General features: G+C 45.3%; 12 protein-coding genes, 1 tRNA gene and 1 riboswitch. Of the genes, 2 read left to right on the top strand and 11 right to left on the bottom strand.

Annotated elements, in window-relative coordinates; all coding sequences use genetic code 11:
* Positions 1-12: 12 nt before the first annotated feature.
* The 3 genes from era to CPIN_RS32370 form a co-directional block, all read right to left on the bottom strand.
* The gene (era, locus tag CPIN_RS32360; protein ID WP_012794110.1) at positions 13-882 is read right to left on the bottom strand and encodes a GTPase Era; all 870 of its coding nucleotides are present in this window, start codon (positions 880-882) and stop codon (positions 13-15) included.
* 65 nt (positions 883-947) lie between these two features.
* A tRNA-Met gene (locus tag CPIN_RS32365) sits at positions 948-1,019 on the bottom strand.
* A 714-nt stretch (positions 1,020-1,733) separates the two neighbouring features.
* Positions 1,734-2,126: a single-stranded DNA-binding protein gene (locus CPIN_RS32370; protein ID WP_012794113.1), complete on the bottom strand. Its 393-nt coding sequence runs from the start codon at positions 2,124-2,126 to the stop codon at positions 1,734-1,736.
* A gap of 191 nt (positions 2,127-2,317) precedes the next feature.
* A riboswitch (TPP riboswitch) is annotated at positions 2,318-2,410 on the top strand.
* A 62-nt stretch (positions 2,411-2,472) separates the two neighbouring features.
* On the opposite strand from CPIN_RS32370, the gene CPIN_RS32375 reads away from it, so the two are divergent.
* Both CPIN_RS32375 and CPIN_RS32385 read left to right on the top strand, forming a co-directional pair.
* Complete coding sequence (locus CPIN_RS32375; RefSeq protein ID WP_012794114.1) at positions 2,473-4,848, top strand: TonB-dependent receptor; 2,376 nt, start codon at positions 2,473-2,475, stop codon at positions 4,846-4,848.
* 329 nt (positions 4,849-5,177) lie between these two features.
* On the top strand, positions 5,178-6,737 hold the full coding sequence (locus CPIN_RS32385; protein WP_012794116.1) for a DUF6770 family protein: 1,560 nt from the start codon (positions 5,178-5,180) through the stop codon (positions 6,735-6,737).
* Between the two features lie 79 nt (positions 6,738-6,816).
* Here CPIN_RS32385 and argH read toward each other — a convergent pair whose 3' ends face one another.
* The 8 genes from argH to CPIN_RS32425 form a co-directional block, all read right to left on the bottom strand.
* Entirely contained in the window at positions 6,817-8,148 is a 1,332-nt protein-coding gene (gene argH / locus CPIN_RS32390) for an argininosuccinate lyase (RefSeq protein ID WP_012794117.1), read from the bottom strand.
* Positions 8,149-8,150: 2 nt separating this feature from the next.
* Positions 8,151-9,215 carry a M20 family metallo-hydrolase gene (locus tag CPIN_RS32395; protein ID WP_012794118.1) on the bottom strand — a complete coding sequence of 355 codons (1,065 nt, stop codon included), beginning with the start codon at positions 9,213-9,215 and terminating at the stop codon, positions 8,151-8,153.
* 4 nt (positions 9,216-9,219) lie between these two features.
* A complete protein-coding gene (argB, locus tag CPIN_RS32400; RefSeq protein ID WP_012794119.1) occupies positions 9,220-10,008 on the bottom strand; it encodes an acetylglutamate kinase in 789 nt (262 codons plus the stop codon).
* Positions 10,009-10,014: 6 nt separating this feature from the next.
* Positions 10,015-10,971 (bottom strand): N-acetylornithine carbamoyltransferase, encoded by a 957-nt coding sequence (locus tag CPIN_RS32405; RefSeq protein WP_012794120.1) that lies wholly within the window; start codon positions 10,969-10,971, stop codon positions 10,015-10,017.
* Positions 10,972-11,001: 30 nt separating this feature from the next.
* Complete coding sequence (locus tag CPIN_RS32410; RefSeq protein ID WP_012794121.1) at positions 11,002-12,132, bottom strand: aspartate aminotransferase family protein; 1,131 nt, start codon at positions 12,130-12,132, stop codon at positions 11,002-11,004.
* A 66-nt stretch (positions 12,133-12,198) separates the two neighbouring features.
* Positions 12,199-13,182: an N-acetyl-gamma-glutamyl-phosphate reductase gene (gene argC, locus CPIN_RS32415; RefSeq protein ID WP_012794122.1), complete on the bottom strand. Its 984-nt coding sequence runs from the start codon at positions 13,180-13,182 to the stop codon at positions 12,199-12,201.
* Positions 13,183-13,205: 23 nt separating this feature from the next.
* Positions 13,206-14,405 carry an argininosuccinate synthase gene (locus tag CPIN_RS32420; RefSeq protein ID WP_012794123.1) on the bottom strand — a complete coding sequence of 400 codons (1,200 nt, stop codon included), beginning with the start codon at positions 14,403-14,405 and terminating at the stop codon, positions 13,206-13,208.
* Between the two features lie 69 nt (positions 14,406-14,474).
* Entirely contained in the window at positions 14,475-15,290 is an 816-nt protein-coding gene (locus tag CPIN_RS32425; protein WP_044223025.1) for a GNAT family N-acetyltransferase, read from the bottom strand.
* Positions 15,291-15,307 lie beyond the last annotated feature (17 nt).

The raw sequence follows: 15,307 nt of genomic DNA on the forward strand, positions 1-15,307 counted from the left end.
AACTAAATAAAATTAATAACCGTATTCCTTTAAATAAATATCATTATCCCGCCATTTGCCTCTTACCTTCACAAACAGTTCAAGGAACACTTTCTGACCCACAAATTTCTCAATATCCTGGCGGGCCAGTGTACCGATCTTTTTAATGGAAGATCCTTTGTCGCCCAGGATAATCGCTTTCTGCGTTTCACGCGTCACGATAATATCCGCTGAAATTTTGATCAGCGTATTCTTTTCCTGGAACTGTGTTACAGCTACTGCTGTATGATAAGGGATCTCTTCGTCAAAGAGCTGGAATATTTTTTCCCGGACGATTTCGCCTACGAAGAAGCGTGTAGACTTATCTGTTAAGGTATCTTCCGGGTAGAAAGGCTCGCTTTCGGGGAGCATGCCTACGATAGTCTGCAGCAATGCCGGTACACCTTTACCCTGCATCGCTGATATCAGCACTACTTTTTCTGCCTTGCCCCACTCTTCACACTTTTTCACCAGCACATCCAGCTCTTCCTTCATCAGCAGATCTGACTTATTCAGCACCAATATGGTGCGGGCTTTTAGTTTGAGTGATGCAAACAGAGAGAGGTTTTCTTCCAGATTATCCTTCACGTCCATGATTAACATGGCCACGTCGGCGTCTTCCAGGGCAGACTTAACAGCACCCATCATTTTTTCGTGCAGACGATAACGGGGATCAATAATACCGGGCGTATCAGAGAATACGATCTGATATTCCGGTGTTGTCACCACACCCGTAATACGATGTCTTGTTGTCTGGACCTTCGGAGATACAATAGCCAGTTTCTCGCCCACCAGAGCGTTCATCAGGGTACTTTTCCCTGCATTGGCCTTACCGAAGATATTTACAAAACCCGCTTTATGCATGCACTACTAATTTCCTGAACTTCCTGAAATAAAAAAAGCCGAATCAGATTCGGCTTTTTTGTTAGTAGCGAGGAGAGGATTCGAACCCCTGACCTTCGGGTTATGAGCCCGACGAGCTACCTCTGCTCTACCTCGCAATGAGGTTGCAAAGATAGGATTAAAATCATTCCTGCCAAATCTTTTTTAGAAAAAACGCTTTTTACATGCATCAAACAGAGAATAACAACGTAACTTCACCATCCTGTAACCCTTTACTACAAAGGGTTACAGGATATAAAAAACCTTTGTATAAAAGCTGGAAATAAAATCTTCGTTTCATTCATTTCAATCAAAAATACGCTGGTAAAGCCCGCTAATGATATGCACAATATCTTATACGTGTCTATCAGGAACGTATATACTTTGCCTCCAATCTCAGCAAAAAACCACCACACTGCCGTCGGAAGGTCATTGGAATGCGCATTACTGACACTTCATAAACAATTGATGTACAATCATATATACTGATCAAGTCCACCTCATGTCCACCTGTCATCCAGGCATACTTCTCCCCTGCTACCTCCATCAGCCTGGTAAACACTTCCCATCCCTGTAATATGGCCTTATTTCCTCTTTACATAAAGACATATCATTGCCATACTCTTCCATAGCAACGCGTTGAATAACAAGGATCAAAGCCATTATAATGCCCTGATGTGCTAAAGTCACCATAGATATCCGGCTTTTATACTTCTGTTCTCAAACCTTCCCGGGGACAGACTGATTCGTCCTGCTTTCCCTCTCCACAAAGAAAAAGGCTGTCCGCCTACAGCGCAACAGCCTTCTTTCATATCTGCGGTGTTTATCATCTCCTAAAACGGCAGATCATCCGCCGGATCTTCATTCACCATCACAATCTCCTCCACCTCATTTTCCCGCTTACCACCATCACGGCGACTCGTCAACAGCTGCAATTGCAAGACTTTTAAACGCAATACCGACACATTTTCACCCTGGCCGTTCACATAATTATCTGCCGAAGGATTTCCCTCGACAAACACACGGGTACCCGTTTTCAGATAAGGACCCACCTTCTCCTTGTTCCAGAGCGAACAATCTACCCAGGTCGTCCTTTCCTGCAACTCACCATCCCGCGCCTTAAAGCGCTCCGTATGCGCCACGCGAAAGCCTAAAACAGTATGACCATTTACATTCCGCTGAACTGCATCATGTCCCAGATGCCCGATTAATTGTAGCTTAATCATTACAGATTCTAATTATGGTTAACAATAAAAAAGTTCAGGGAGTATTTAATTCTGAAGAGACATGTAGAGGAATGGAAATTATACTATTTCTGTCATTATGAAAAATATTTTCACTTTTTAACGACGACCGCTATAACTTTGTTCCCGGAAACAGGAGTGCGCATCTCGCGCAATAAATTATCAGAACTCCCGGTTTCACCTCGGGGTGCCTTACTATCAGGCTGAGATCAGACCCGTTGAACCTGACCAGGTAATGCTGTTTAGGAAAGGTAAGCGAACAATCTCTTCCTTACCCATTTGTTAAGTTGAAAGCTACAGATTGTAAGCTATTAAACCGTCATAGTCCATGAGACAATTTTTATTCCTTTTGCTGCTCTGCAGCTTAAGTACTGTGCATGCGCAAACTGTGCTGACCGGAGTCGTTACCAACAAATCCAACGGAAAACCGCTGGAAGGTGTTTCCGTAAGTATCCCCTCCACCAACGCTGGTATGCATACCAACGCCAATGGTCAATACCGCTTTACTATTCCGTCTAAAGGTCAGTATACCTTACAGGTGAGCTACCTCGGATACAAACAGTTGACCACGAACATCAACGCGACTGGTAATACCATCCAGACAGATTTTTCGCTGGAAGAAACCGGTCTCTTTGTAAAACCTGTTGAGATCTCCAGTCTCCGTGTGGGAGAACATGCTCCTTTCACACAATCTACCCTGACTGCAGAAGAGATCAAAAAACAGAACCTGGGTCAGGACCTGCCCCTGCTGCTGAATCAGCTCCCAGGCGTAGTAACCAACTCCGACGCTGGTACAGGTATCGGTTATACCGGCATCCGTGTCAGAGGATCTGATATCACGCGTATCAACGTTACTGCCAATGGTATTCCTATCAATGACGCGGAATCACAGGGTACTTTCTTTGTAAATATGCCCGATTTCGCTTCTTCTGTAAGCAGTATACAATTACAACGGGGTGTAGGTACATCTACCAACGGAGCTGGTGCTTTCGGCGCTTCGCTCAATCTCAGCACCAACGATTTCAGAGATAAAGCATACGCAGAAGTTAACAGCAGTGTCGGATCTTACAACTCCTGGAAAAACACCGTAAAAGTAGGCTCCGGATTAATCAATAACCATTTCACCATCGACGCCAGATTATCCAAAATATCTTCTGATGGTTACATGGATCGTGCCTCTTCTGACCTGAAATCTTTCTATACTTCTGCGGCTTATATTTCGAAGAATACCGCTATCCGTCTGAACGTATTTTCCGGTAAGGAAAAAACCTACCAGGCATGGAACGGCGTGCCTCTCGACTCACTGAAGACACACCGTACCTACAATTCCGCAGGCCAAAAATCTGACGGTACTTACTACGACAACGAAACAGACAACTATCAACAGGACCATTACCAGTTATTCCTGAACCAGTCACTGAGCAGTAAACTGGACTTCAACGTGGCTGCACACTACACCCGTGGCAGAGGTTACTACGAACAGTACCGCGAACAGGAAGCCTTTGCTGATTACGGCATCACAGATCCTGTGATCAACGGCGCTCCTGTGACACATACAGATCTCATCAGACAACTCTGGCTGGACAACCACTTCTACGGTGGCATCTTCTCCGTAAACTACAAAGGCGATAAACTGAGCTGGAGCCTGGGTGGCGGATGGAACCGCTATGAAGGCGGTCACTATGGTAAGATCATCTGGGCGCAATACCCGATCGATAAAGACCACAAATACTACGACAACGACGCATTCAAACGCGATCTGAACGTATACTGGAAAGGACAATATAAAATCACTTCCGCATTACGCCTGTTTGCAGACCTGCAATACCGCACCGTACAATACAACATCGACGGATTCGATAAAAATCCTTCCCTGATACAACATAATGATTACAACTTCTTCAATCCGAAAGCAGGTATTTCTTACACGCTGAACGATCGTCAGGAAGTATACGCCTCCTTTGCTGTGGGCAACAAAGAACCTAACCGCGACGACTTCGAAGCAGGTGTAAATAACACCCCTAAACATGAAACACTGCGCGATGTAGAAGCTGGTTATACTTACCGCACCGGTAACATCGTGTTGCAGGCAAATGCCTACTACATGAACTATAAAAACCAGCTGGTACAAACCGGGAAACTGAACGATGTAGGCGCTTATACCCGCACCAACATTCCTAAAAGCTACCGCGCCGGTATCGAATTACAAGGTAGCACCCGCCTGGGCCGCCTGTTTACGCTTTCTGCGAATGCAGCCTTCAGCCGCAACAAGGTGCAGAACTTCCAGTATTTTATCGACAATTTTGACACCGGTGCACAGGATACCGTTGTTTACAACAGCACCAACATCGCCTTCTCCCCTTCTTTTGTAGGCGGTTATAACTTGTCTGCAAGACCAGTGAAGAATCTGGAAGTAAGCCTGATCGGTAAGTATGTCAGCAGACAATACCTCGACAACTCGGAAGTAAAAGAACGCAGCCTGGACGGTTATTATACCAATGACCTGCGCTTCAACTACATCATTCCTCAGCCTCTCTTTAAAGAACTGGGTATTCAGTTCGTGCTGAACAATATCTGGAATAAGAAGTACGCTCCTAACGGATGGACCTATGCATTTAAAGAGGAAGGTGTCGAAAAATCGTCTAACGGATATTATCCGATGGCTGGCACCAATTTCTTTGCCGGCATTAATATAGCCTTCTAAATTAGCCTAAATGGGAAAGGGGCTGTCCGCCAATGGTGGGACAGCCCTTTTTATTTCTCCTCTTCCTGAAAATGAATTTCAGTTACATAGCATATATTTTCACTATATTGCATTAGAAATCATACCTATACCTAAGAAGGGGACAAATTGCATGATACCTCATACCTGGTCGCATAAGACCATAACTGTTCGTACAATTGACAGCACGCTTGCCTATAAGCGTACTGAAGCCAGCACTTCATTGCATATCACCTTTCTACCGGTACAGGCCCTATACACTATATATTTCAAACCCATACCTCATCGTTGCACTTTTCAAACTTTTTAAAATGAAAAAACGATTCCTATTATTCCTGTACACTTTATTTGTTGTACTAACTACCCACGCCCAGTCCAGGGTATTCAAACAGGTTGGCAGTGGTATTTCGACCTCCCTGCACAGCATTATGCAGGATGGAAGTCTCGTCGGTTATATGACATTCACAGAACTGGAAAAAGCCAGTAAGGACTCCTTCAACTACGAGGTCACTATCATGGACGAAAATCTGAACGATATCGGAAAGGTGAAATTCCGTGAACAGAAACTGAACCTGCGCGCCGTAGCGTTTGAACAGGATATCCTTTGTCTCGCATATATCAAGAGCGACGTATTAGGTACAACACCAAAACATAAGATCTCCTACAAGCACGCTGCAAAGAAAGGTTACATATCCTTCTTCGCACAGTTCATTAACCTCCAGGGTGAGATCACAAAAACTTTTGAAAGAAAAGCGGACATAGATATTTATCTGGCACTGAAAGGATACGAAGCAAATGCGCTGCCGTTTAAAGAAGACATTCAGCTGAAAAACATCAGCAATAAAGGTTTTGCTGCCTTTTACGGAGATAAGACTAAAAAGCCTTTATTCACTTTCAATACTGCCGGTGAAAAGATCAGTGAAAGACAGATAAAAGAAGTGGCTGCAAGTTATTATCTGCATACAGCTGGTGATGACATCTACCTGCTGACCCAAAAAGCAGATATGGAATATGGCAGTGGCTATACCCTGTTCGGCTATAGCGGTACGACCAACTCTCCTACGCTGAAACTACAGCTGAAAGATAAAAAGAGACGTATGTTGGACATCCTCGGATTCGGCAATGATCCTGTGACTGGTAAATTGTTTATTTCCGGTATCATTGGTAATACATCTCCTTCTGTTGACCTGGCCGGCGTTAATGCGATCTCCAAAGGACAAATACAAGGTGTTTATAAAATAGATGTGAATGCCGCACATAAAGAAGACGTGAAAACTGTCTATTATTGCTGGGCTGACAGTACAAATAAAGAGATCGACAAAAAGGGGTACATCCAAAGCGCCCAGGGTCATATCGTGCCTCGTCCTTCTTTCAGAGACTATGAAGGCAACACTTATTTTCTAGGAAGCCGCCTGAAAGCAAGGAGCAGTAAAGCAGCTATCATTATAGGCTCCATCACGGCGCCATTGCTGGTCCCTGGTATTATCATGATGTCAACAGGAGCATATGGTGCTTATTCTTTTGATGATGTACTGCTCATGAAAATGGATAAAGACGGCAAGATGAGTTATGTGGACAGTATCGGCACCGACATCCACAAACGGAAGAACTTCCCGCCGACATTTAAAACAGAAGACAATTGTAGCTTCTATCCATTAACCAATCCGGACACAAAGACTTCTTTCCTGATCGTTAAAGCTGCAAAAGATATTATGATCTATAACGTACACGAGAAGAAGATCATGCGTAAGATCGCCAGAACCAATAATACAGTGAAGACAAACATCTACCCTGCAAAAGAGGGTCACATCATTGTCTCTGAATATGACGAAAAGGAGAAATCCACTAAGTTATCTATCGAGGCTATTTAGTAAAGCTATTATAAAAGCGAAAGCCTGAAAGTACATACTTTCAGGCTTTCGCTTTTATAATAGCTTATTGCTTCACAACTTAACTCAACAGCTTCTCTACTGCTGTAGCTACCTTTTTGAAAGGAAATCCGCTGATCACTTCTTCCATCATCCTGTTGACTTCTTCATTACCCGGATTACCAATGCTGCCTTCATGCGTATGCTGCACGGTATGCTCAGGTGCAAAATTACCTTTCTCGATATCCAGTCCTACCTGTTTGTACGCTTCGCGGAATGGAACACCTTCCAGTACCAGGCGGTTTACCACTTCTACGCTGAACAGATAACGGTATTTATCATCATTCAGGATATTCTCTTTGATACGGATATTCTCCAGCATCAGACCCGCCATTTTCAGACAGTCTTTCAATATGCCAAATGCAGGGAAAAGGTTCTCCTTCAGCAACTGCAGGTCACGGTGGTAACCACTTGGCAGGTTGGTGATCATCATTGCAATTTCATTCGGCAGCGCCTGCAGCTTATTGCCATGGGAGCGGATCAGTTCCCATACGTCCGGATTCTTCTTATGCGGCATAATGCTGGAACCAGTGGTGAGTTCATCAGGGAAGCTGATGAAACCAAAGTTCTGGTTCATAAACAGACACGCATCCATTGACATTTTCGCCAGTGTGGAAGCAATACCTGCCAGTGCAAATGAAACGATCTTTTCTGTCTTACCTCGTCCCATCTGTGCATACACCACATTGTAATTCAGATCGTCAAAACCCAGCAGCTGTGTGGTCATGGTACGGTTCAGCGGGAAAGAAGAACCATAACCTGCAGCAGAACCCAATGGGTTTTTATTCACTACTTTATAGGCACTCTGTAACACAGTCAGGTCATCTACCAGGCTTTCTGCATAAGCGCCAAACCATAATCCGAAAGAGGATGGCATAGCGATCTGAAGGTGTGTATATCCTGGTATCAGCTGATCTTTATACTGAATACTTTTCTGTTGTAACAGGTCAAACAGGGTTTTCACCTCTCCCACCAGCACCTCCAGTTCATGACGGAGGAACAGTTTCAGATCCACCAGCACCTGATCGTTACGGGAACGACCGCTGTGAATCTTCTTACCAACTTCTCCCAATCTGCGGGTGAGAAGCAATTCCACCTGTGAATGGATGTCTTCCACACCATCTTCCAGTACAAAATTGCCTTGCTGTATCTCTTTATATATCTGCTTTAATTCCTGCTGGAGGATAGCCAGTTCTTCTGCTGTCAGCAGACCAATACTTTCCAGCATGGTGGTATGTGCCAGTGAACCCAGCACATCGAATGGCGCGAGATAAGCGTCCATTTCACGGTCTTTTCCTACTGTGAACTTGTCCACTTCTGCCAGTGCAGTTTTATCTTTTTGCCATATTTTCATATCTACAAGATTTCTTCGAGTAATTTAATATAACTGTCAATACCCTGACGTACTTCATCAAGGTAAATGTATTCGTCCGCTGTATGTGAACGGGCCGAATCGCCAGGTCCCATTTTGATGGAAGTACCTGGTATCAGTGCCTGATCAGAAGTAGTCGGCGAACCATAAGTTGTTTTGCCATGACGCAGTCCTGCCTGTACAAACGGATGCTCCGGCGGAATACCGGAAGGACGCATACGCAGGGAACGTGGCTTTACATCACACTGTACATTAGCGCGGATGATCTCCAGCACTTCTTCCAGTGTATATTGTTCCGTCACGCGCACATCTACTACAAAGGTACAATCAGCCGGTACGACGTTATGTGCTTTATTGGAAGTATTGATTACTGTCACACTCATTTTAACAGGGCCCAGTGTGTCAGATACCTTTGGAAAATGGAAAGTACGGAACCATTCCAGATCGGGCATTGCTTTATAAAGCGCATTCTCTCCTTCATCACGCGCCGCATGACCAGCTCTACCGGTTACGGTACAATCCAGCACCATCAGTCCTTTTTCGGCAGTTGCCAGCTGTGTCTGCGTAGGTTCTCCTACAATAGCAAATTCAATAGCGGGAAGCTGTGAAAGTATACTTTCAATACCATTTACACCGCTGATCTCTTCTTCTGCTGTTGCCGTCAGTACGATGTTGTAGGCCATATCGCTGCGTTCGTAAAAATGCAGGAAAGTGGCGATCAGACTTACCAGGCATCCACCGGCGTCATTACTGCCCAGGCCATACAGTTTGCCATCAGCTACATCAGGAGAAAAAGGGTCGCGTGTGTATTGCGGGTTAGGCTTAACGGTATCGTGGTGAGAATTAAATACAATTACGGGCTTTGCAGGATCAAAGTGCTTGTTCTTTGCCCAGATATTATTCAGATGTTGCTGATGAGGAATATTCCTTTCTTTGAGAAAATCAGCGATCAGTTGTGCAGTCCCCTGTTCTTCCCTGCTCAGAGAAGGAATGGAGATCAGCCCTTTTAATAATGTTACTGCATCATCATACAGTTTTTGGTTCCACATAGGTTTAGCGTATTAAGGTACCCGCTACTGTGTCTGTGGTGTTGCTCTGTACGTCATCTGCGTGACCTATCAGCACTTCTGCCACACCACTTTCAATAGCTGCGAAAGCATTTTCCAGTTTAGGCAGGATTCCGTCTGTCAGTACGTTATCAGCTTTGAGTTCTTCGTAGATGATACGGTCTATCAGGTTAATGACTGCATTATCATCATTGGCATCGTGCAGTACGCCTTTCTTTTCGAAGCAATAGATCAGTCTTACGCTGTATGTTTCAGATAATGCTATTGCAAGAGAAGAAGCGATCGTGTCTGCATTGGTATTCAGTATCTGTCCTTTGCCATCGTGTGTCAGTGGTGCAAACACAGGTGTCAGACCAGCTTCCAGCAATGCTTTCAGCGGAGCTGCCTGCACATCTGCCGTTTTCACATCTCCGACAAATCCGAAGTCAACCTCTTTCACCGGGCGTTTTACTGCAGGAATAATATTAGCGTCTGCGCCGGTCATACCGATCGCATTACAGCCATTCGCCTGCAATTTAGCCACCAGCTGTTTGTTGACCAGTCCACCATACACCATTGTCACCACGTCGATCGTGGCAGCATCCGTGATACGGCGACCGTTCACGTACTTTGATTCTATGCCCAGCTGATCACCAATGCGGGTGGCAATCTTGCCACCCCCATGGATCAGTATTTTCTTTCCTTCAATGGATGCGAATTTCTGCAGAAATGCCTCCAGCAGGTTTGGATTATCGATGACGTTACCGCCTACTTTTATTACAAACAGATCGATCATACGATATTACATGTTACCTTTTAAGATCTCGCTCAATACAGCCTGCGCAGCCCATACACGGTTAGCCGCTTCCGGGATCACGATAGACTGCGGGCCATCCAGCACTTCATCAGCAATCACCACATTCCTTCTTACAGGCAGGCAGTGCATTACTTTTGCCTGGTTGGTACCTTTCAGTTTGTCGTTAGTCACCATCCAGTTGCTGTCAGTGCAGGTGATCTTACCGTAATCTTTGTAAGATGACCAGTTCTTCACATACACGAAATCAGCGCCTTCCAGGGCTTTCTCCTGGTTGTATTCGATCCGTGCATTGCCGGAGAACTTCGGATCCAGCTCGTATCCTTCCGGATGAGTGATCACGAAATCTGCTTCACCCCAGCCATTGATCCATTGTGCAAAGGAGTTTGGAACTGCCTGCGGCAATGGTTTTACGTGTGGCGCCCATGTCATTACCACTTTCGGTCTGCGTGGCTGCTGCCATTGCTCCTTGATAGTGATCACATCTGTTAAGCTCTGCAAAGGATGCAGGGTAGCGCTCTCCAGACTTACAACAGGTACGCCTGCGTATTTGATGAACTGGTTGATATATTTTTCTTTGTAATCAGCTTCTTTGTCTTTCAGGCCCGGAAAAGTACGGATCGCCATGATGTCGAAGTACTGGCCCATTACGGCTGCCGCTTCTTTCACGTGCTCAGATGTATTTCCGTTCATGATAGCGCCATCATTCATTTCCAGCTGCCAGCCTTCCTTATCGATATTGAATACCACTACCTCCATACCCAGGTTCTTCGCTGCCACCTGCGTACTCAATCGTGTTCGCAGACTGGGATTCAGGAAGATCATCCCCAGTGTTTTGTTCTCACCTAATTTTCTGTCTTTGAAAGGCTGTTTTTTGTAGTCCAGTGCGATATCCACTAAACGCGGGACACTTGGAACATCATCTACGGAAATAAATTGTTTCATTTTTTAGTATGGCTCTGATGATGATTGATGTTAGTTTTTACCTACTTCCTGTTTGAATGCTGTCAGGAACTGATCTGCGTGTTCCATGGTCAATGCCAGGGAAGGCAGCAGTCTGATTACGTTTGGCTTTGCTTCGCCGGTAAAGATCCTGTGCTTAAACAACAATTCTTTTCTCACATGGTTCAGCTCTTCCGGCAGTTCAATACCGATCATCAGCCCTCTGCCTCTTACTTCTTTTACCTGCGGGAATGTCTTCAGCTGTTCGATCAGGTAACCACCTACTTTTGCTGCGTTCTCTACCAGGTTATCCTGCTCGATCACTTCCAGTACTGCCAGTGCAGCGGCACATGCCAGATGATTACCACCAAAAGTGGTACCCAGCAAACCGTAAGATGCCTGGATATGCGGAGCGATGATGATACCACCGATAGGGAAACCATTACCCATACCTTTCGCCATGGTGTAGATGTCAGCATTTACGCCGGCGAAATCATGAGAATAGAATTTACCGCTTCTGCCGTAACCACATTGTACGCTATCTGCAATAAACACGGCATTATGCGCGTCGCACAGACTTCTGATCTTTTGCAGGAAAGAAGCGCTTGCTACCTGGATACCACCTACACCCTGAATACCTTCGATGATAACAGAAGATACTTCGTATTGTTTAAACGCCGCTTCCAGTGCTGCTTCATCCTGCCATGGCAGAAATACCACGTTGTCAGTTTCATTCACAGGCGCTACGATCTTCGGATTGTCGGTTGCAGCTACTGCCAGTGAAGTTCTGCCGTGGAAAGATTTTTTGAATGCAATTATCTTCTTCTTGCCATTGTGGAAAGAAGCCAGTTTCAGTGCATTCTCGTTTGCTTCGGCACCTGAGTTACAAAGAAACAGCTGGTAATCTTCCTTACCGGAAATCTTACCCAGTTTCGCTGCCAGTTCCTGCTGCAAAGGTATTTTGATAGAGTTGGAATAGAATCCTACTTTCTGTAACTGATCTGTTAATCTCTTTACGTAGTGCGGATGTGTATGGCCGATGGAGATCACGGCATGACCACCGTACAGGTCAAGATACTGGTTGCCTTTATCGTCCCATACATTGGAACCGGCCGCCTTTTCTATAGTGATATCGTTGATGGGATATACGTCAAATAATTGCATGGTAGCTCTGATTGTTTCCCGTTTGTAGCGGGAGGATTGTAAAAATTGGCACTTAATCGGGCATAGTTAGAATACGATAGACTTCAGCTTCAAACCAGCAGTTTCATCAAATCCAAACAGAAGGTTCATATTCTGAACCGCCTGTCCTGATGCACCTTTCAGCAGATTATCTTCGATGGAATGAATCACCAGTTTGTTACCTACTTTTTCAAGTTGGATTAAACATTTATTGGTGTTTACGATCTGCTTCAGGTCGATCTGCTTATCACTTACATGTGTAAATGGATGGCCTGCGTAGTAGTCTTTATACAGCTGCTGCGCTTCTTCAAGCGATAAGTCGCTCTGCAGGTAAGAGGTTACCCAGATACCTCTTGGAAAATCTCCGCGAACCGGTACGAAGTTGACGTCTCCGGTAAAGGAAGGCTGCAACAGCTGCAGGCTTCGTCGTATTTCTTTCAGATGCTGATGGCTCAGTACTTTGTAGGTAGAGATGTTATTGGCCCTCCAGGTAAAATGTGAAGTCGCCTGTAAACTCTGTCCTGCACCGGTGGATCCTGTAATACCGGTAGTATGTACTTCCTGCAGCAAACCCGCTTTGGCCAGCGGCAACAATCCTAACTGTATACCTGTTGCAAAACAACCAGGGTTGGCAATATTATTTGCAGTAATGATCTTTTCTCGTTGCATTTCGGGAAGACCGTATACAAACTCGCGGCCCTTTACCGTCTCTCCCAGCCTGAAGTCCTGGCTAAGATCGATGATTTTTATCGATGCTGCGATATCTGTTGCTTCCACGAATTTCTTTGCTTCTCCGTGACCCAGACAAAGAAACAATACATCGATATCGTTGCTCATTTCTCCTGTAAAGGTCAGTTCAGTTTCCCCCAGCAGGTCGGCATGTACTGCGTAAAGGGGATTGCCGGCGTTACTCCGGCTATGTACATAAGAAATCTCTACGTTGGGATGATTCAATAAAAGACGGATCATTTCACCACCGCCATAACCTGCGCCACCTATAATCCCTGCTTTTATCTTTTTGTCATTTGCCATTTTCATCTGTTTTACGCCGCCGGCTATTTGCCCTTGGCACTTTCTGCAACCTGATGCCAGATCATAGTCTGGTTACCGAATATTTTGCTGAAACCTCTTACGTCTTCACCGCTCCAGCCACTGTTCATTTCACCGTATTTACCGAATTTGCTGCTCATCAGATCAAATTCAGATTGAATACCTGTTACCTGGAAGCGATAAGGCTGTAAGGTCACAAATACCTCACCGGTTACATGCCCCTGGCTATTCTGCAGGAATGCTTCGATATCGCGCATGATCGGGTCCATTACCTGACCTTCGTGCAGCCAGTTACCGTAGAACTGAGACAACTGATCTTTCCAGGTCAGCTGCCATTTTGTGAGTACGTGTTTCTCCAGTGCGTGATGCGCTTTGATGATAATAACAGGCGCTGCTGCTTCAAAACCTACACGGCCTTTAATACCGATGATGGTATCACCTACGTGGATGTCGCGGCCGATAGCATATGCACCGGCGATCTCCTGCAGGTGCTGGATCGCTTCTGATGGATGTGAGAAGGTTTTACCGTTCACACCGGTCAGTTCGCCTTTCACAAACTGCAGAGATACTTTTTCAGTACCTTCTTTAGTCAGCTGTGTCGGCCATGCTTCTTCAGGCAGGAAGCCATCGGAGGTCAGTGTTTCCTTACCGCCCACAGATGTACCCCAGATACCTTTATTAATAGAATAAGCTGCTTTTGCGAAATTCATTTCCACACCTTTCGCTTTCAGGTATTCGATCTCTTCTTCACGGCTCAGTTTCAGGTCACGGATCGGAGTGATGATCTCCACGCCTGGTATCATGATGTGGAAGATCATATCGAAACGTACCTGATCGTTACCGGCACCGGTGCTACCGTGCGCTACGGCGTCAGCACCTACTGCTTTCACATGCTCTGCAATAGCCAGGGCCTGTGTAACACGCTCTGCACTTACGCTGAGTGGGTAGGTATTATTCTTCAGCACATTACCAAATACCAGGTATTTGATAGCACTATCATAATAGGAACGTATTGCATCTACGGTCTTATGACTCTTTACTCCCAGGCTATATGCACGTCGTTCAATTTCCTGCAGTTCTTCCGCAGAAAAACCACCGGTATTAACGATTACTGAATGCACTTCATACCCTTTGTCATCTGTCAGGTATTTTACGCAATAGGAAGTATCAAGTCCTCCGCTAAATCCAAGTACTACTTTTTTCATTTATGATAAGATTGTGCTCCTCCACCACACTATCGTATGGGTGACGCGTTATAATAAAAGAATGATCGTTTACAATATGTTGAACAGAAAGAAACGCTTTCTGCTGGATGGCGCTCCGCCACCACTGATGCTATCCTTACCGCTTTTCAGCAGTACGAATCTTTTAAAGCGCAGCCATCTTTCAAACAGCTTGAAATTCTCCTTGAACTTCCTTGCTTTCTTTGCGTGTTTGATCTCCCCATTCGCTGCCACCAGGATCTGCGGCTGAGCAGCGCCTAAAGCATCCGTCTGGATATGCAGGGCAGCCTTTTTCAGCGCTTCTCTTTCAGCCTCTTCTTTCGCCTTCTCCACCGGATCGTACAGCATTGCCGTACACAGACAGTTCTTACGATTCTTACTCGTCAGCACTTCAAAATTGACACAGCTGCGGCAACCTTTCCAGAACTCTTCATCGTCTGTCAGCTCTGAATAAGTCACTGGCTCATAGCCCAGTTCGGAGTTGATCTTCATCACCGCAAGACCGGTAGTCAGACCAAATATTTTCGCATCCGGATACTTCTCTCTGGACAATTCAAATACACGGTGTTTAATAGCCTTTGCCACCCCATGTCCTCTGAATGCAGGGTTGACGATCAATCCTGAGTTGGCCACAAATTTCTCATGTCCCCAGGCCTCTATATAGCAGAAGCCTACCCATTCGCCTTTATCTGTTAATGCTATAACAGCCTTACCCTCCTCCATCTTCAGTTGTACATACTCGGGAGAACGTTTGGCAATACCTGTTCCACGCGCTTTTGCGGAAGCCTCCATCTCATCTGTGATGGTTTTGCCATAATGCTTATCGTCAGTGGTCGCGACCCTGACAATGATATTCGGATTTTCCAATTTTGTCAATTGAAAAC

It is taken from the genome of Chitinophaga pinensis DSM 2588 (assembly GCF_000024005.1).
GTDB classification, from domain to species: Bacteria; Bacteroidota; Bacteroidia; order Chitinophagales; family Chitinophagaceae; genus Chitinophaga; species Chitinophaga pinensis.